Origin of the sequence: Acinetobacter sp. YH01009 (genome assembly GCF_013420765.1) — a bacterium.
GTDB classification, from domain to species: Bacteria; Pseudomonadota; Gammaproteobacteria; order Pseudomonadales; family Moraxellaceae; genus Acinetobacter; species Acinetobacter amyesii.
In genome coordinates, this window is sequence record NZ_VOYE01000006.1 from 135,193 (window position 1) to 154,036 (window position 18,844).

The window sequence follows — 18,844 nt, forward strand, 5'->3', positions numbered from 1 at the left end:
AAATAACGCCAATTACCTGAGATATTCACTCGCTTAAAAAAGTACGTTCTACTCTGCCTCTCACACCCCCATCGCGTATATGAGATTCCATTTTGATTGAAGTTTTCCGACCTCCAGTTAGAACAACTAGTATATTGAATATTATTTGCATCGTAATAATCCATACTCCCCGATATATCAAGTACAAACATCAAAGAGATATTTCCTGAGCGTGCTTCTTGATAAATCTCAATATCACTCGCATATGAAGCAGTTGCACTAAACACAAATCCTGTCATAAGAGCTGATAAGCTCATAGCCAATGCTTTCTTTAAAGGATGAGCTATAAGTTGTTCTATATTTCTAATTTTCATTTCATTCACCCTTTATAGAAATGCTTGACCTAAATTGTATTCAGTTACGTGCGTTGCATAAGGGACATTTAGGCCTGCTAAGCAATTTGCTACACCATTCGTTGAACTATTACTAATATGACTATCCAAACAATCATCAATCTCATCAGTATCTACTGAAGTAAGTGCAGGCATCAGTGAGGTCGTATTTACGACTACTCTTTCTGTTTTTTCGATTTTCGATAGCTCTTCATCTGTACCACGGATTGAATCTTGGAATGGCATAGATGATGTCGAATTTGTAAAGCTCACTGATACTTGGGTTATAACAGCTCTGCGCTCACTGGTAAAAAAGTTTGCTGTATTCGCCCCTGTTCGACAAAAACCATTTACTCCAAGGTCACTATTAACAATAGTGTCACTATTGTTCAGATAAATCATACTAGCTTGCGATAGTGTAAAAAATTGAGCTCGAGAACCCCTAAAACAAAAAACTAACTCTTTACCCTTGTTCTCTGCACCCTTAATAAAACCAAACATGCCATCACGTGCTAAACTCCGCACTAGGTTACTTGTGTCTTCGATATTGAATGTGGCCGCATCCGAATTTTGCATCATCAGTTGCTGAGCTTGGCTATTCGTTGCAATATTCAATGAGACCATACTTTGACGAATTGCCAGAGTACCTATAATAGTTATCGCCAATAAGATAAATAAAACAACGATCAAGGTTGAACCCTTTTGGTGATGTCTTATCATTCTCTTTCCCCCAATGCATTGCGAAGAGCAACTTCTTGAGTAACCACCTGACGAATAAATCCATTCGGGTTACCATTCTCTCCAATTTCAACATTTTGATCTAAAACTGTAAAAGCATTGTTTTGCTGAGTTGCAGCTTCTTGACCAGTTGATTGAGATGAGCGAGCCAATACACCCAATACAACACCGAGAATACGAGGCTTTTCACCAGCTGATTCCATATACTCATGAATACTGATATAACGGTGCGCACCGCTTGAATTACTGACATTTAGCAACACTCTAAAATAGTCAACTCGCTTCATGATAATTTCCCCAGCATCGCCATAATCAGCCAAGTTAGTATCACTATAGCTTCCAGCATCACATGCTAATGACAAAGGATTACCTTCCCCTGAACCAGCATTAGCATCTTCTCGCAAAAAATAGCGCTGAATAATCATACGATCCAACGTATTAATTCTTCGCCCTTCGCAATCAAAACTGCCCGTTTGAACAGGCTTATACTGTATAACCAACTGATCACTGTTTTGTTCAACATTCGATGCTCCAGTCCATTGGTTATTATTACCAACATCATCACCATTGCTACGACTTATTAACGCTTCACTTATATCTGAATGTGCAAGAGGTAAATTGGAAGGACTAACAACTACACCACCACCAAGCAATGCATCATTTAAACTCGCCTGAGCCGTATTCAAATTTGCCAACCGGACATCCTGTGTTATGTAATTCAAACCAAAATTAGCATTATCTTGCAAATCAGCCATACCCTGCTGAACTTGACTACTTTTTAAGCCTGTTAAAAAAAGCATCGTTGCTGATGCAATTACAATGAGGCCAAGCACCAATGCAACCATTAGTTCAATAAGCGTAAATCCTTGCTCAGTTCTCATCAGTACGCCTCCATAACCACACAAGTTGACTCATCTCTATAAGCACCGTTTGTTGTACAGTTATTTACGCCATCCGCATTAGTAGCACTGGTATCACCCCAGGCAACATAAATACAGGTTCTTCCATTTGATACGCCAGGGCAAACCATCATATTAATAGTCATACCGACTCGCCTAGCCGCCAATACAGATATAGCTGAATCAAATTCCGCTTTTTTTTGAGATGTACAATAATTTTTAAAGCAATCGTTTATTATTGCCTCTTTAGCTGGGCTTGTTGGAGTCTCTTCCACAGCTGGCACATCGTCAATTTCGTCATACCCAGCGCTAAGACTCGTTTGGTAAACCGTAATATTCTCTCGATTAACACGAATTTTTTCAGCTAAATCTCGTGCCAGATTAATTGCTTGCACACGGTTAGCGCCCTCACTCGATGCCTCAATTGCTCGATATTGCAAAGCTACAAAACCAAGCACACCAACTGCAAGAATCAGCAAAGCAACCAAAACTTCAACTAACCCAACACCTGCTTGCTTTTTTATAGTTTTCATGAACAATCCCCTTCAACGATCTGCTGGATCGCCCCCATTTTAGATATTGTGACCATTCTGGAATATTTAGGATCAGAAGATGTGTCACAAATTTCAAAACTCGTATTTGTGGCAATGATTTGATTTGCTGCTGGATCTTTCACTAAGCCTGTCGGCATAAAAACAATTTCCGTCGCTTGACCACTTTTTAGAGTAGATTTACCCACTGGCATCCAATTTAATGTATCGTCAGTATTTTCATCCGCAGATAACAATTCAACTGTAATTTCTCTTCGCTCTAAAGCAGCTTTTGCCCTTGCCTGATTTAAAGTAGCAACCAATTCTTTTGTACTTTTATTTAAATTTTGGCGCTGTAACATATCTCCAAACGAAGGCGCAGCCATCATGGCGATAATCGCCATCACAGCAATCGTCACCATCAACTCAATTAACGTAAATCCTTTATTTTTCTGCATACTCCCCCCAAGGCGCGCCAAACTTTACCCTATTAAAAATAATATCTAATTAAATTACAAAACAAACACAAATAAGGATAAAAGGCATAAAAAAACAGATAATTGCCAAAAAGCAATGATCTGTCAAATGATTAGAAATATCAGAATGTTAAGTCATTAACACTTTATGCCTGAGTTACAGGAATACGTAACTCTTTTGGCAGACTAAATGTAATATTTTCTTCGCGACCATCCAGTTCTTGCGGCGCTTTTGCCCCCCAATCTTGTAGTCGCTGAATTACCTGTTTAATTAAAATTTCAGGTGCAGATGCTCCTGCAGTTACACCAATTTTAGTCTGTTCATTAAACCATTCTTGCTGCAACTGATCTGCATTGTCCACCAAATACGCATGCTTACCCATCCGTTCAGCCAATTCACGTAATCGGTTCGAATTCGAAGAGTTCGGTGAACCCACAACCAATACAACATCACATTGTTCAGCCAGATCACGTACAGCATCTTGGCGGTTTTGAGTGGCATAACAAATATCATCTTTGCGTGGCCCCTGAATTTCAGGGAACTTCTGACGTAAAGCATCAATGACTTTTGCTGTGTCATCTATAGAAAGCGTTGTCTGAGTTACAAACGCTACTTTTTCAGGATGCACCACTTTTAGATCAGCAACATCTTGTTCATCTTCAACCAAATAAATCGAACCACCATTTTTGGTGTCATATTGGCCCATTGTCCCTTCAACTTCTGGGTGACCTTCATGACCAATCAAAATCGCTTCCACACCTTCACGTGCGTACTTGGTCACTTCTATATGCACCTTGGTCACCAAAGGGCAGGTCGCATCAAAAACTTTTAGCCCACGGCGCTCAGCTTCTTGTTGTACCGCTTTAGACACACCATGCGCACTGAAGATCACGATATTGTCATCAGGCACTTCATCCAGTTCATCCACAAATATCGCACCGCGTTGACGCAAGTCGTCCACCACAAATTTATTATGTACTACCTCATGACGCACATATATTGGGGGGTTAAAGCATTCCAGTGCACGGTTCACAATCGCGATGGCGCGATCAACACCTGCACAGAAACCGCGTGGATTGGCTAAAACAATTTCCATAGAATCCTCAATGCCCACTCAATTTTACGGGTATCACTTGAAATAAATGTAAACAATAGACGTCTGACTATTTTGTTTGGCGCGCGTCTGCTCTAAAATAGAGAAGATATTTTATCATATCAGGAAAAATATCATGTCGGGTCTCTTGTTTGTCGTTTCTGCTGCTTCGGGAACGGGCAAAACATCCCTCGTTAAAGCCCTGCTTGAACGTGTAAACAATTTACATGTCTCTGTTTCTCATACCACTCGTGGTCAGCGTCCTGGCGAATTAGACGGCGTACATTACCATTTTGCTAAAAAAGAAGATTTTCTATCTTTGGTGAATGAAGGCGGCTTCATTGAATATGCAGAAGTTTTTGGTAATTATTACGGTACTGCACAGCGCACAGTAAAAGAACAATTGGCTAAAGGTCATGACGTTTTACTTGAAATTGACTGGCAAGGTGCTGAACAGGTGCGTAAACTTTTTCCTGAATCTAGACAAATTTTTATTCTCCCTCCGAGTCAGTTCGATTTACGTCAACGCTTATCCAATCGTGGTACAGACTCTGTTGAAGTGATTGAACATCGCCTCAGCTGTGCCGTAGAAGATATGCAGCAATATGTTAATTTTGACTATGTCATTATTAATGATGACTTTAATAAAGCACTGCATGACCTAGAGTCTGTGATTATTGCCAATCGTCTTGTTTTAAAACAACAAGCCATGCGCCATGAAAAACTGATTGAGAAATTAATCACCCCTACAGAACAGTGATTAAAACTTGAGTCTATAGACAAAGCACCTTATACTGCACAGTCTGTTAAAAATTTATATTCAAACGAGAATTCTTATGGCACGCGTAACCGTTGAAGATTGTTTAGACCATGTAGACAACCGCTTTGAGCTTGTACTAGTGGCAAGCAAACGCGCGCGTCAATTGGCACGTCAAGGTATCGAACCTACTGTTGAGTGGGACAATGACAAACCAACCGTTGTTGCTCTTCGTGAAATCGCAGCGGGTCACGTTTCTAAAGACATTTTGAAACAACGTGAACAAGACTACCAAACTTCAAGTTTAGACCTTGCACTTTCTGCAAATAACCTAAACTTAGACGGTTTTTCTTTCCAATAAGATAAACCTGACCTTAAAAGCCTAGTTTTTAACTAGGCTTTTTTTATGGATTCTCTTTAATATTTTACTCAGAACAGTTATAACATAAGCTTAAGAAGTGCAAAGCAAGCGAAAAAGATTTTCATTTTTTTAAACTAAAAAATTGACAAGTCATGCAATATGCATTTCATTAAAGTATTAACCGTTTCATTTGTAAATCAGTAGTAAAAGGGTGTTCTATGCCAGGCCCAATGGTCAGCCAAGCCAAGCAACAGTTAAATGTGATAATCGACGCTTACCTTGCAGTAAGTGATGTCGAACGCGTGCTTGAAGCTTGCGACTATGCGGATATTGCCCATGATGGCATTACACGTAAAAGTGGCGAACCCTACATCCTTCACCCAATTGCGGTGAGCTGTATTTTGGCGCATATGCGTCTGGATGCGGAAACTTTAATGGCTGCTTTACTACATGATGTCATTGAAGATACCGAATTTACCAAACAAGATATTACTGAAAAATTTGGTCTGACCGTTGCTGAACTCGTCGACGGCGTCACTAAACTCAGCCACTCTAGTGATAAAGAATATAATAAAGCAGCATCTTTCCGTAAAATTCTGCAAGCCACCCTACAAGACCCACGTGTCATTATTATTAAACTGGCAGATCGTTATCACAATATGACCACACTGGGTGCTTTACGCCCTGACAAACGTGCTCGTATTGCCCAAGAAACCTTTGAAATTTTTGTGCCTATGGCACGTCTTGTCGGTATGAATGAAATGGCCGACAACCTTGAACATTTGTGTTATCAAAATCTAGATTTAGATATGTATAACAATGTTCAAGAAGCTTTATTACAAACCAAACCGAAACGCTGCGAATACCAAACCAAGTGGGAAAATAACCTCACCGCCTTACTAGAACAACACCATATTTCAGGTCGAATTAAAAAGAAGAATAATAATATTGAATTACTTCGCCACTTTGTAAAAAACGATATCGATCTGCAAGAGCTCACCCATAGTCACGCCTTTGAAATTATTTTACAAAGCATCGCAGACTGTGACCGACTTGCTGATATCCTCAAAGAAAGCTTTAAAGTTCTAAATTACACCGATCATATTCGCCGCCCGTTACCCGGTGGCAACCAGTCACTGATGATGCGCTTAAAAGGTGAAAAGACCATTTTATCTCTGACCATCCAAACAGAGCTGATGCGCAAAGCAGCGCGCTTTGGTGTGGTTCTCGGTGAAAATGCACCACAAGCTTGTCGCTCAGCGATCCAAGCCTCCATGCAAAATTTAAACGTGTTAGTCGATGGCGCATGTGCAAAGACCACATTTAGTGAATTACTGGATTATCTACATCAAGAAAAAATTTGGGTTTATACCCCACATGGTCATTTGCATGAACTCCCTCAGGGTGCCACAGCTGTTGATTTCGCTTATTCAGCAAGCTTATTTTTGGGCAACCATGCCGTTGGTGCGAAAATTGATGGGGAAACCAAGCCCCTTTCAACACCATTACTGAGTGGTCAAGTGATTGAAATTATCACTGATGTTCTTGCAACACCAAACCCTGACTGGCTAAGCTTTATTAATACCCAAAAAGCCCGCCGCGCATTACAAAATATCCTCCGCGAACAAGACCAAGATGAACAACGTTTAGTTGGTCAGCAAGCTTTAAATCGCGCATTAAAACTCTTTAACCGTTCTGTAAGTGATTTGACATTAGCGGATTGGGAAAATGTGCTGAATTGGCGTCATTTAAATGATAAAGAACAATTATTTGAACACATTGCCGTGGGTGACTTATTACCGCAATTGGTTGCTAATCATTTATATGCTCAAGATACCATTCAGAATTCAAACTCTGCACGCTTAATCTTGGGCACTGATGGCGTCGACGTCAAATATGCGCACTGCTGTAACCCCGTTTTAGGCGATCCAATACAAGGGCATTTATCACGTCGTGGTTTGATTGTGCACCGTTCACGTTGTCATAATTTATTGCATGAACAACATTTACATCCTGAAAATATCATGCCTTTACACTGGACTACAGAAGACAGTGAAGACATTAGTTTTACAGCCTATTTATGCTTAAACATGCTGTTAAATGATGAACAAATTTCAGAGCTGATCTATCTATGCCGTAAAGAAAAAGTCGGTGTAGAGACTGTCCGTTCACATGAAGAAAAAACTTATGTGAATATTGTTGTACATAACCGTAAACAAATTGCCGAAATTATCCGTAATTTAAGAATGCATTTTGGCTTCCCACGCATCAGTCGTTTGGCACAACCTGTTGCCATTGCTGAGCCTGCGAAAGTTGCCAGCTAACCTGACACCGCATATTTATATGTGATGTGTCTGTGATGATAATAGGAGAAATAGATGTCCCGCCAGGTAATCCATACTGAAAATGCACCCGCTGCAATTGGTACTTATTCACAAGCCATTTTAGTAGGCGACACTTTGTATTTATCAGGTCAAATTGGCTTAGATCCATATAGCATGGAGCTGGTAGAAGGCATTGAAGCTCAAATTCGCCGTGTATTCGACAACTTAAAAGCGGTATGTGAAGCTGCAGGTGGTACGCTAGCAGATATCGCTAAGCTGAATATTTTCCTCACTGACCTTTCTAACTTCCAATTGGTCAACCAAATTATGGGCGAATACTTTGCTCAACCCTACCCAGCACGTGCAGCACTCGGTGTAGCTAGCCTACCAAAAGGTGCTTTGGTTGAAATGGATGGCGTAGTGATTATTAATCAATAACCTGTAATATCTCAACCAAGCCTTTCACAAAAAATCTCATTCAAAAATATCAAAAAATCTTAAGCGAAAATCTGAGCATCACTCGGATTTCCGCTTAAGTACATTTTTTTATTCAAAAACTCAATCACCTTAAAAGCATTTTTAAATGATTTTTATTGACAAACGATAATAATTATCAATAATATTACTTATCCCATTTATTCACTTGGTTTGATTTCATGTACGTTTGTTTGTGCCGTGGTATTACTGATCAAGACATTAAAGATGCAATTGCCAATGGTGCAGAAAGCTATCGTGAAGTTCGCGATATGCTCGATTTAGGCACCTGTTGTGGTCGCTGTGCTCCTGAAGCACGTATGATCATCAGTGATGAAGTTGCACAAATTGCAGCCCGTATCGCAATTGCCGCATAAACCAAGCTTTTAAATTTCCTCAACAATCATAATTATAAAACCAATGGTCTCAGACCATTCCTCCTCCCCCGCTTCTGACTCTAAGCGGGTTTTTATTTATTAAAACCTGAAAATTAGTGCCTTGTTTTGATTGTGATTTTCATTTGCTGTTCTATAAAACACTCGCTAAATTACACTTTGTTGTTTAAGATATTTCTATTCTAATATCGAATTTATATTGCTTAATTCGAGCTTTATTGCAGTTAAGGAGTCAGACATGAAAGGCAATCGTGATGTAATTAATCAGTTAAATCAGGTGCTTTATCATCATTTAACTGCAATTAACCAATATTTTCTTCATTCACGTATGTTTAACGATTGGGGCATTGAACAGTTAGGCGCTGCGGAATACAAAGAATCGATCCGCCAAATGAAACATGCCGATAAAATTATTGAACGCATTTTGTTTTTAGAAGGCCTGCCGAATTTACAGCATTTAGGAAAATTGTATATCGGCCAGTATACTGTTGAAGTTTTAAATTGCGATATCCGTAAAGTCAAAGAAAATATTGAAGCGATTCAACAAGCCGTGGCTTTGGCTGAAACGCAAATGGATTATGTAACACGCGACTTGGTTCAAGAAATTCTAGAAAAAGAAGAAGAATGGCTGGACTGGGCTGCTACACAGTTAGACTTAGTGGAAGCTGTAGGCGCTGAAAATTATATTCAGAGTCAGATTTAAGATTAATTGATTAATATAAAAAACCTGCTTAAGCAGGTTTTTTTATTAAGCTAATTTCCAAGGTCTTAAGTCTACCACTTTAACCACAGCACCATTTTCATCGATTAATACAACCATATCTAGACCACTCATCACACGAAGCGGCAACCAGCCTACAGCAGTAGGATAATCTTTAAGTACAGAATCTATTTCAATTTGAATATTATATTTTACAAGTTCGCCCAGAGAACGTTTTTCATTTAGCAGCTGCATTTCAACTGTATCGATCGCTATATAGCGTTCTGGTCGATATGCCGCCATAACCCCTGTTCGCATCTCTTCAGAGAAATAATGATTTTTTTGCTCCGCAGTTTTCCCCATTTCTACTGCCACAAGATTAGGATTAAACCAAGATATTTCCGGCGTTTTATCACCAGCTACAATATCATTGTAACGCACCAATTCAAATTGATTATTTTGAAATGCTAATGCTACAGGCCGTCCCTGATAAATATAAAAAAGGCCGTAGATCAACGCTGCCAACTGCAAAACAATAATCACTGTTAAATCTATTTTTAGTGATTTTTTGCCTTCTTTGTATACGAAAAAACCTAATATTGGTCCTATAATCATATCTATGAGCAGTAATATCAACAAGATATGATAAACACCCAATGCCTCTGCCAGCGGTGCTGGATACCAGCCTAAAAGCACCAAACTCAAAATCAGCAAACCAATCGCAACTGAAATCACCAAATGAGTTAAAAAAAATTTATTCCGTTTCGACATTTTCTCATCAACAATTGTGTATTCTTTTAAATACAATCTCTAGGTTTAAATTTGTCAGAAATACCTGATGATGTACTGCAACTCCATACACCATCAGCACTTCTGTTTAGAAATACTGATTGACCTAGTAAAGAAGTAGGCCCCTTTTTAAGCTGACACTCCAAAGCAGGCACAGCGTTTAATTGCACAGGTGAATATACCTGATATGTGCAATATTCAGAAGTTGCCGAAAAAAACATATTGCTAACACTATAAACAGCACTTCCAGAAGATGAAGCTGCATTTACAATAAGTTCATATTGGGGCCTTGCCCCATTCAGTTCTGCCACAGCTGAAACAATTTGAGAACGAATAACATGCGTTTGATACTGCATTACAGCAATTGCAGCCAACACCCCAATAATTGCTACAGTTATCATCAGCTCTATCAATGTAAAACCTTTTCTATATTTCACATTTACTCTCCTTTAGCACAACTCAGTCAATCAAAAACCATGCCAAAGAATTAAATTGTTGAATTATAATAATAAAATTCGTCAACTATACACATTTATTGTCAGTTTATTAGCATTACTAACTGCAGATTACTTAATAGCTTTAAAATAATTACACGATTATTTGACATTAAATTTCAGCATTAACACCTTATTTCCATCAAATACGTTTGCTTTTTCGGTCTGATCAAAAATAATGGGACTATGATCGCCGACTATGATTACTTGTGTATTTGAAAACTGTGGTTGCTGAATCATTTTAGATAAAACATAAAAAAATTGCGCTTGCAGCTTGAGATTCCTGCAAGACATCGAGTTTGCATCAATATCATATTCTTCACACTTCAATAAATCATATTGAATATCTCTAAGATCATATGGTGCATGGCTATTTAACGTTAACCAATAGACAAATTGCTTATCATTTGATTTAAATTGCTCTGCTATAGCATCTGAAATTTCAGTATCACAAATTCCAGGAAAAGAATAGCACCGGCTTTTCCAAGGTTTAGATTCATAAAAAAATGTTTTTTCAAAACCCGCTCTTGGATACCAGTCTTTACGGTCATACATAATACTAAGCGCACCATGATATGCACTTGTTTTAAAATTTAATTTTTTCAATTTATTAGGTAAACAATTTTCAAAACCTTTGTCTAAATCTCTTAAATTTAAATTCTGTGGTTGAGCATGGCATAATTCCCTTAGTTCACCATAAACCGTAGGCATCAAATATGAGAGATGTTTAACTTCAAGTTTTGAAATCGCTTTATTTTGCTGCAGCAAAAGTGGCCGTAAAATATTATCTAAAACTGCCTGCTGCTTAGGTACACCCAAAGATTCCGCCACAATAAATAATATTTTATTCGGTAGGACTTCATTGTGCTGAATTTGATTGAATAACGTTTGTGCCGTCGGTGAAACTGGCTCATTTTTAAGCTGCTGTGAAGATGCATATAAACTTTGATTAAAGCCAAAAAATTGTTTTTCAGTAAAATTCAGCAATAGACTTCTAGTATAAGCATTAGAAGTAATTCCATGTAATCCTGAAAATACCGTTTCTATTGAAAACAAAAATGCCGTAAGTAAAAAACAATATTGTACTATTTTTTTATTCCAAGCCAATCGGCCATAATAAAATAATATCAATATAAAAATAATTAAAACAACACCAAAAACCAATTGATAATACAAAGAAGAAATAAAAATAAATTTTAGTATATAAATAATTTCATCGAGTCTGAAAAATGGAAAAACCTGCCCCATTAACAACAATGCATCTGAAACCATTGCAAATATTAATAGGCATAATCCAGTTTTTTTAAAACCGTATGATAATAAAAAAATACTGGCTATATAATCTATATTCAACCAAATACGGTTCAGCCCAAGCAACCATGCTGCAAGCAGATAAAATAAATTGATAAACGTTACAAAAATTATTGTTTTAATGTTTCCTGCTCCTCGCAAAAAAACCCTCCTAAGAGGGTTTTTTAATCAAATCAGTTCACTATTATGGAGCAGAAGATGCTGTACAACCATTTGGACGGAATTTAGATTCAACTGTTGTGAAGCAGGTCCATGTACCTTCTGCTGAACGGTTCCAAGTCAAAGTATTACGTGCTGTAGTGTCACCTACAACTGATGCAGCAGCACCACTACCAAATGTAGATTCAATTGTAACTACACCTGTTGTAGCATCGATTGCAACCTGAGGGTAACCATTTTTTCCTGCTTCAGCGGCTGTACCAGTCGTACCTTGTACAGCCCCAGCAGTAGCATCCAATAATGTAGAAGCAACAGCGCCTAATTCACATTCATCTGCATCAACAGTTGTGCCCGTAGCAACATTCGAAAGGAAGTCAGCTGTACGGCCATCATTTACACATGCTTCAACTACAGTTTTTAGGCTGCCTGACTCCGACATCACGCGGCTAACTTGTGATTTAGCGATATAGTTTTGGTACTGAGGAATCGCAATCGCAGCAAGAATACCGATAATTGCAACAACGATCATTAATTCGATCAGGGTGAAACCCTTTTGAATTGATTTCATAACATTCTCCACAAATGTTTTTTAATTTAATTATTTAATAAAGCTATGTAGCTTGTTTTATAAATAGCACAGAGCGTGCCAAGATTTATTATAGTGAAAATGACAGAAAAAACAGCACTTTAAAAAAATATTTTTATTTTTTGTAATCATTACGTCTCTTTTTGTGTTTAAAAGTGACGATTTGTGTCACTTTATCACCGTTTTTTTAGCGCAAAATAATGGGCTCATTTTCGATTTCATTAGCTTTATCTACAGACTTCCCTGCGTAAAAGTGATCCATCACTTTACCAATCTCTTTTACACCAACCGTCAAAGCTATTCGATATTGTTTATTTTGCATGTTTTGGATAATTCGCGCGCAAATATCCTGCCACACTTGTGCATCTGTTGCTTGCCTCATCCCGCGATCAATGACAATTTCAACCTGACGTTCACATAAGTTTAAATAAAGCAAAACACCACTATTAAATTCCGTATCCCACACACCCAGTTCCGCAAAGAGCTGTTCAGCACGTGCACGAGTATTTTGATAATAGGCTTGGTTCGAAGGAATATGCCCTTCGATCACCACTTGGATTTCGCCCACATGTCCATGCTCTGCTGCTGTGACTGCTTGCGCAATGGCCTGCTGATCTTGCTTATTAAAAAACCGGTTTGCTGCAGGCATATAAAAGAAGTGCTTCAACCAGCGTTTAAAACTTGGTTGTTGTATTTCCTGTGTTTTAGGACAGGTGACAATTTCTGTTGTTTCTGTTTTCGTTACCATGAACCTGATGCTCCCCCACCGCCAAAACCACCACCGCCTCCGCTATAGCCTCCACCACCAAAGCCCCCACCTCCACTACGGCCTCCACCGCCCCCACCACCGGCAAGAAACATTTGAAAAATGGTTTGAGCAATAGCCGTAATCAGTAAAAAGAAAATTGCTCCACCCATCAACAGACTGGTGAGTAGACCTGCACCGTTGACCAAACCAGCAACGGTACCTGCAACAGCAGCAGTTGACGCACTTAAGCGCTTACCCACAATAAAGGATGCAAAAATACCAATCACCAAAATGATGAGAACCGTTGTAAACGTTTTCTCTTTGGCTTGTTGCTCGTGTAAGGCTTGTTCCTGACGTTCTTTCAGCTCTTGGGCTGCTTGAGCTGCAACTTCAGGGTCTTGATTTAAAATTTGGGTTATTTCCGTTAAGCCAGCATCAATGCCTTGAGCATATTGGGCTTGCTTAAAATGAGGTGTAATTTGATTTCGAATTATGCGACTAACGATGATATCGGGCATAATTCCTTCTAACCCATAACCCGTTAATATTTGTATGCGACGATCATTCACAGCGATCGCCATCAATATCCCATTGTCACGTTTTGCTGAACCGAGTTGCCATTTTTCTGCAACACGCATGGCGTAATCAAAAATATCTTCTTGACCTGTGGTTGGCACAATCACGATACCAACTTGTGCCTTGCCTTGTTCGTGTAACTGTAGAATTTTCTGACTAATGGCTTGCTTTTCAGCAGCAGAAAGTAAATTTGCCTGATCAACCACAGGTTCATTTAGCATCGGCAAGCCACGAATCGACTCGCCATCTGCCATATCATTGGCAATATTCGGCTGCTGAATTTTGATTTCAGGCTGTGTTGTTGTTTCTTTTTGCGTAGCTGACTGCTGATCTTTTAATATTTTACCGACAGCAACAGTTTCAGTATCCATATCTGTAGCGGTGGCAGTTTCTGCATGTGTGAAACCCACCACACACAATAAGCATGCTAAAACCATGCGCTGCAACCACAACAAACCTGTATGTTTTAGCTCAAAATCCACCATCAGCCCACCTCACAATGCAGTGACGCCAATTAATTAAAATCAACTTTCGGTGCAGTTTGCGCACTTTGCTCTGCGCTAAAGTTAGGCTTGGTATCCATACCAATGACTTTAGCTGTCATCACTTGCGGGAACTGGCGTGCATAGCCGTTAAAGTCTTGTACCGTAGTAATGTAGCGATTACGTGCGACAGCGATCCGGTTTTCAGTGCCTTCAAGCTGTACCTGTAAATCACGGAATTGCTCATTGGCTTTTAAGTCTGGATAATTTTCCGAAACAGCAATTAAACGTGAAAGTGCGCTGGTCATCTGCGCTTGAGCTTCTTGATATTTTTGGAACAGTGCTGGATCTTCCAAAACTTCCTTATCCACTTTTAAGCCTGCAACATTGGCACGTGCTTGAGTCACTTCAGTCAGTACTTGTTCCTCATGTTTCGCGTAGCCTTTTACCACATTCACAAGGTTAGGTACCAAATCTGCACGGCGTTGATATTGGTTTTGTACTTCAGACCATGCTGCTGTAACGGCTTCGTCTTTAACTTGTAATGTGTTATAGCCACAACCACTGAGGGTCAATGTACTGACTAATGCGATTGCGAGCATGCTTTTTTTCATTGAATTCATCACCCTTAACCTCAAGTATTTATTTGTAATTGTTTAAATAAATTCATTCTAACCTTATTTTTCGAATGAATTATGTATTTTCTTTGTGATTAAACTGATCTACTCGAAAAATATTTAGCATAAAAAAAAGCCCACAACTCGGGCTTTTTTAACATTTTGAACTTTGTACACGACAAAAAAAGATAACTCATTGAAATAATGGCATAATACTTGTTTTCTGACGACGAATATGATGACACATTTCAATGAGTTACATCTCATCTTAAACAAATATCTAAAGTGGAACAAGTCACATGTAAAATGTTTTACACTGATTATGATTGCATTAATTGTAAAACAGACATGTAATCTTTCTTCTGCATCTAAAGCCTTACCCATCAAGTGCTTACCACAATCATTTTATCGACGTATACAACGCTTCTTTGTAGGTCAGTATTTTGATTATCGTCAAATTTCTCAGTTAATTTTCAATATATTTTCATTCGACAAAGTGCAACTGACTTTAGATAGAACCAATTGGAAATGGGGAAAACGAGATATCAATATCTTGATGTTAGCCATCGTCTATCGTGGAATAGCGATACCTATTGTTTGGACATTGCTCAATAAACGTGGAAATTCAGATACAAAAGAGCGTATTGCTTTGATTCAACGCTTTATCTCTATTTTTGGTAAAGACCGTATTGTGAATGTGTTCGCAGACAGAGAATTTATCGGTGAGAAATGGTTTACATGGTTAATTGAAAATGACATTAACTTCTGTATACGTGTTAAAAAAACTTTATTGTGACCAATCACTTAGCCAGGAATCATAAAATTAGTGATTTATTTCGTCATCTTCAAGTTGGTCAAACTGAATGTCGTAAACGACGTATTTGGGTTGGTCGAGTAAAACTGTATATTAGTGCGCTACGATTAGAAGATGGAGAACTTTTACTTGTTGTTTCTCCTATGTTTAATGCTTCTGCTATTCGTGATTATGCATTACGCTGGGAAATCGAAACCTTATTTAGTTGTCTCAAAGGACGTGGATTCAATCTTGAAAATACTCGTTTAACAGACCCTGGACGAGTCAAGAAATTGATAGCAGTGCTAGCTATCGGTTTCTGTTGGTGCTATTTAACAGGTGAATGGCAACATGATCGAAAAAAAGCGATAAAAATAAAGAAGCATGGGCGACTTTCAGTAAGTTTATTTCGCTACGGTTTGGACTATGTTCAAATGGCTATTCTACGTTTGATTGGTTTTGGAAAAAAAGAAGAATTTAAGAAAGTGCTAGCAATTTTAAGAAAGAAAAAGCCTGATAGGACAAGGATCCTATGAAATTTGTCGTGTACAGAGCATTTTGAATTAACTATACAATTGCGGTGTTGTTTCAGTCTGAAAACTTTCCATTTGATATTCATCAGCAAGGCGTTCTTTCCAATAGTTCACGATCTGACTGTAATCAATTTCGCTCGGATGGAATTCTGCTTTGTAATATGACAAATATTCAGGCGCCAGTTGAATAAACATTTTTGCCAATAAATACGCCCCGAAAATATTTCCGCCCAGCTTTGGTAAACTTTTTTTCTTATCCTGCATAAATAGCTTCGTTGCAGAATAAAACGTAAGACTTGCAAAACCCGTGGTCACACTGCGCATAATCATGCGACGTATTTTGTCATCTCCATAGACATGCTGATATACATCGAATGCTACCGCACGATGCTCAATCTCTTCAATCGCATGCCACACCCAAAGTTTCACTGCATCATCATCTAAAGTACTGAGCACTTCTGGATGTCTTAAAATATAGCCACCAAGTAAAGCGGTAAAATGTTCAAAAGCACAGGTGATTGCAAGTTGAATCTTTGGATGTAAGTTTTTTACATAGCTATCTTTACGTGCCAGCCATGCTTGGAAACGATCTAAATTATAGGTTTCACTGCGCCAAGCATCATTAAATTCAGCATGGGCTTTGGAATGCATCGCTTCTTGCCCAATGAATGCTGCGATCTCAGCTTGCAATTTTTCATCACTGACTTTATCGCGTACATTGCGCACGCTATGCACAAAGAATTGCTCACCAATGGGAAAGGTCGATGACAATGCCGTCAACAAATGCGACATCACCGGTGAATTGGCAAAATAATGCCGGCGAATCGCTTTAGGATTGAATTGTGCTCGACGTACCGTAATGCCAATGGCTTTAGGACGATTTAGATATGTTTTTTGTGTCGTCACTTGCGTCATGGTCGCTTCCTAAGATTTAGATCATGATCGCAGTATGTAATTCCGATGCTCTTTCACACATGGCAAAATGTGCTAGCACATTTGCATAATTCACCATTCTAAAGCGCTGTCTGACAACTTTTCAGCGTATTTATCTGCAAAATCCATTTACTTGTCATTTAAGGTAAATTCCAAAAAATAAAAAACCCGCCGAAGCGAGTTTTTTGAATGAATCCAGTGCAAATACTGGTATGTCATGCCTTAAACATCTAAGTAGTCAAGAATACCTTCTGCAGCTTGGCGACCTTCCCAGATTGCGGTTACCACAAGGTCCGATCCACGGACCATATCACCGCCGGCAAAAATTTTCGGATTCGATGTTTGGAACTTAAATTCTTGCTGTTCAGCAGCAATGACGCGACCTGAACCATCCATACTGATGTTTGATGTTGTAAACCAGTCTGCAGGGCTGGTACGGAAACCAAAGGCAAGCAATACTGCATCTGCTGGTAAAATTTCTTCTGAACCCGGAACTGGTTCAGGGCTACGACGACCGCGACTATCAGGTGCGCCAAGCTGGGTAGTCACAACTTTAACACCCGTTACTTTGCCATTTTCACCCACAATTTCAATCGGCTGACGATTAAATTGGAAATCTACACCTTCTTCACGCGCATTTTTCACTTCACGACGCGAACCCGGCATGTTTTCTTCGTCACGACGGTAGGCACAAACAACCGATTCGGCACCTTGACGGATCGAGGTACGGTTACAGTCCATCGCAGTATCACCACCACCCAGAACAATCACTTTTTTGCCTTCCATGCTGATGTATTCAGATGGATCTTTTTCCCAACCTTGCGTACGGTTGACATTGGCAATCAAGAAATCCAGTGCATCATGCACACCAACAAGGTCTTCACCCGCGAAACCGCCCTTCATGTAGGTATAAGTTCCCATACCCATGAATACAGCGTCGTAATCAGCCAAAAGCTGATCAATCGTCACATCTGTACCAATTTCAGTATTTAGACGGAATTCAACGCCCATGCCAGAGAAAATCTCACGGCGACGTTTCATCACATCTTTTTCCATTTTGAATTCTGGAATACCAAATGTCAGCAAACCACCAATTTCAGGGCGTTTGTCGAATACAACTGGCTTCACACCATTACGTACAAGAATATCTGCACAGCCAAGGCCAGCAGGACCAGCACCAATAATCGCAACTTTCTTGTCTGTCCACTTAACGTGTGACATATCTGGACGCCAGCCCAATGCAAAAGCCGTATCGTTAATGTATTTTTCAGCATTACCAATGGTGACTGCACCAAAGCCGTCATTTAGCGTACACGCGCCTTCACATAAACGGTCTTGCGGGCACACACGACCACAAACTTCAGGCAAGGTGTTGGTTTGATGACACAATTCAGCCGCTTGGAAAATGCGACCTTCTGCAATTAGTTTTAACCAGTTTGGAATGTAGTTATGTACTGGACATTTCCATTCACAATACGGGTTACCGCAACCTAAGCAGCGGTGTGTTTGGTTTTTTGCAACTTCAGCTGTAAACGGTTTATAGATTTCCACAAATTCTGCTTTGCGGACAACTAGATCTTTTTTCTCTGGATCTTGGCGTGCTACATCCAGGAACTGAAAGTCATTATTTAGGCGCTCTGCCATGTCTCTCTCCGTGGGTAGGTGTAAGCATGTTTGGACTTACACCTGCCTATCAAATCTGCA

The 18,844-nt window shown here is 39.2% G+C and carries 21 protein-coding genes; 7 read left to right on the forward strand and 14 right to left on the reverse strand.

Annotated elements, in window-relative coordinates:
• Nucleotides 1–365: 365 nt before the first annotated feature.
• From FTT76_RS08315 to ispH, 5 genes are all read right to left on the reverse strand, one after another.
• On the reverse strand, nt 366–1,061 hold the full coding sequence (locus FTT76_RS08315; protein WP_306670482.1) for a pilus assembly protein PilX: 696 nt from the start codon (nt 1,059–1,061) through the stop codon (nt 366–368).
• A 26-nt stretch (nt 1,062–1,087) separates the two neighbouring features.
• Entirely contained in the window at nt 1,088–1,990 is a 903-nt protein-coding gene (locus FTT76_RS08320) for a PilW family protein (protein WP_180190387.1), read from the reverse strand.
• Complete coding sequence (pilV, locus tag FTT76_RS08325; protein ID WP_180008713.1) at nt 1,990–2,541, reverse strand: type IV pilus modification protein PilV; 552 nt, start codon at nt 2,539–2,541, stop codon at nt 1,990–1,992. The genes FTT76_RS08320 and pilV overlap by 1 nt, the downstream gene beginning before the upstream one ends.
• Complete coding sequence (locus FTT76_RS08330; RefSeq protein WP_180190388.1) at nt 2,538–2,996, reverse strand: GspH/FimT family pseudopilin; 459 nt, start codon at nt 2,994–2,996, stop codon at nt 2,538–2,540. Before FTT76_RS08330 ends, pilV begins: the two co-directional genes overlap by 4 nt.
• 164 nt (nt 2,997–3,160) lie before the next feature.
• On the reverse strand, nt 3,161–4,111 hold the full coding sequence (gene ispH, locus FTT76_RS08335) for a 4-hydroxy-3-methylbut-2-enyl diphosphate reductase (RefSeq protein WP_078189362.1): 951 nt from the start codon (nt 4,109–4,111) through the stop codon (nt 3,161–3,163).
• Nucleotides 4,112–4,244: 133 nt separating this feature from the next.
• Here ispH and gmk point away from each other — a divergent pair, with 133 nt between their 5' ends.
• The 6 genes from gmk to bfr all read left to right on the forward strand — a co-directional run bounded on the left by gmk (nt 4,245) and on the right by bfr (nt 9,122).
• Nucleotides 4,245–4,868: a guanylate kinase gene (gene gmk / locus FTT76_RS08340; RefSeq protein WP_078189363.1), complete on the forward strand. Its 624-nt coding sequence runs from the start codon at nt 4,245–4,247 to the stop codon at nt 4,866–4,868.
• Between the two features lie 76 nt (nt 4,869–4,944).
• On the forward strand, nt 4,945–5,226 hold the full coding sequence (gene rpoZ / locus FTT76_RS08345; RefSeq protein WP_067762989.1) for a DNA-directed RNA polymerase subunit omega: 282 nt from the start codon (nt 4,945–4,947) through the stop codon (nt 5,224–5,226).
• A gap of 218 nt (nt 5,227–5,444) precedes the next feature.
• Complete coding sequence (locus FTT76_RS08350; RefSeq protein WP_180190389.1) at nt 5,445–7,550, forward strand: bifunctional (p)ppGpp synthetase/guanosine-3',5'-bis(diphosphate) 3'-pyrophosphohydrolase; 2,106 nt, start codon at nt 5,445–5,447, stop codon at nt 7,548–7,550.
• Nucleotides 7,551–7,604: 54 nt separating this feature from the next.
• A complete protein-coding gene (locus tag FTT76_RS08355) occupies nt 7,605–7,988 on the forward strand; it encodes a RidA family protein (protein ID WP_078189365.1) in 384 nt (127 codons plus the stop codon).
• 218 nt (nt 7,989–8,206) lie between these two features.
• Nucleotides 8,207–8,401 carry a bacterioferritin-associated ferredoxin gene (locus FTT76_RS08360; RefSeq protein WP_078192519.1) on the forward strand — a complete coding sequence of 65 codons (195 nt, stop codon included), beginning with the start codon at nt 8,207–8,209 and terminating at the stop codon, nt 8,399–8,401.
• A 256-nt stretch (nt 8,402–8,657) separates the two neighbouring features.
• Entirely contained in the window at nt 8,658–9,122 is a 465-nt protein-coding gene (bfr, locus tag FTT76_RS08365) for a bacterioferritin (RefSeq protein WP_180190390.1), read from the forward strand.
• A 45-nt stretch (nt 9,123–9,167) separates the two neighbouring features.
• Here the strand turns inward: bfr and tfpZ are convergent, their stop codons facing one another.
• From tfpZ to FTT76_RS08400, 7 genes are all read right to left on the reverse strand, one after another.
• Nucleotides 9,168–9,890, reverse strand: a complete 723-nt coding sequence (gene tfpZ / locus FTT76_RS08370) for a TfpX/TfpZ family type IV pilin accessory protein (RefSeq protein WP_180008704.1) — start codon at nt 9,888–9,890, stop codon at nt 9,168–9,170.
• A 26-nt stretch (nt 9,891–9,916) separates the two neighbouring features.
• Nucleotides 9,917–10,309 (reverse strand): pilin, encoded by a 393-nt coding sequence (locus tag FTT76_RS08375; RefSeq protein ID WP_218948500.1) that lies wholly within the window; start codon nt 10,307–10,309, stop codon nt 9,917–9,919.
• A 195-nt stretch (nt 10,310–10,504) separates the two neighbouring features.
• On the reverse strand, nt 10,505–11,854 hold the full coding sequence (locus FTT76_RS08380; protein WP_180190391.1) for a sulfatase-like hydrolase/transferase: 1,350 nt from the start codon (nt 11,852–11,854) through the stop codon (nt 10,505–10,507).
• Nucleotides 11,855–11,897: 43 nt separating this feature from the next.
• Nucleotides 11,898–12,431 (reverse strand): pilin, encoded by a 534-nt coding sequence (locus FTT76_RS08385; RefSeq protein WP_373686540.1) that lies wholly within the window; start codon nt 12,429–12,431, stop codon nt 11,898–11,900.
• A gap of 214 nt (nt 12,432–12,645) precedes the next feature.
• The gene (locus tag FTT76_RS08390; protein WP_180190393.1) at nt 12,646–13,206 is read right to left on the reverse strand and encodes a TPM domain-containing protein; all 561 of its coding nucleotides are present in this window, start codon (nt 13,204–13,206) and stop codon (nt 12,646–12,648) included.
• Nucleotides 13,200–14,267: a TPM domain-containing protein gene (locus FTT76_RS08395; protein WP_180190394.1), complete on the reverse strand. Its 1,068-nt coding sequence runs from the start codon at nt 14,265–14,267 to the stop codon at nt 13,200–13,202. Before FTT76_RS08395 ends, FTT76_RS08390 begins: the two co-directional genes overlap by 7 nt.
• Before the next feature lie 29 nt (nt 14,268–14,296).
• Nucleotides 14,297–14,887, reverse strand: a complete 591-nt coding sequence (locus FTT76_RS08400; protein WP_078189372.1) for a LemA family protein — start codon at nt 14,885–14,887, stop codon at nt 14,297–14,299.
• Between the two features lie 232 nt (nt 14,888–15,119).
• Here FTT76_RS08400 and FTT76_RS08405 point away from each other — a divergent pair.
• A protein-coding gene (locus FTT76_RS08405) for an IS4-like element ISAba33 family transposase (protein ID WP_180190395.1) occupies nt 15,120–16,210 on the forward strand; the annotation gives its coding sequence in 2 pieces (ribosomal slippage) (nt 15,120–15,660 and nt 15,660–16,210; 1,092 coding nt in all).
• A 27-nt stretch (nt 16,211–16,237) separates the two neighbouring features.
• On the opposite strand, the gene FTT76_RS08410 is transcribed toward FTT76_RS08405, so the two are convergent.
• Together FTT76_RS08410 and FTT76_RS08415 are read right to left on the reverse strand one after the other, a co-directional pair.
• The gene (locus FTT76_RS08410) at nt 16,238–17,122 is read right to left on the reverse strand and encodes a metal-dependent hydrolase (protein WP_180008692.1); all 885 of its coding nucleotides are present in this window, start codon (nt 17,120–17,122) and stop codon (nt 16,238–16,240) included.
• A gap of 240 nt (nt 17,123–17,362) precedes the next feature.
• Complete coding sequence (locus FTT76_RS08415; protein ID WP_078189374.1) at nt 17,363–18,784, reverse strand: FAD-dependent oxidoreductase; 1,422 nt, start codon at nt 18,782–18,784, stop codon at nt 17,363–17,365.
• Between the last annotated feature and the right edge of the window lie 60 nt (nt 18,785–18,844).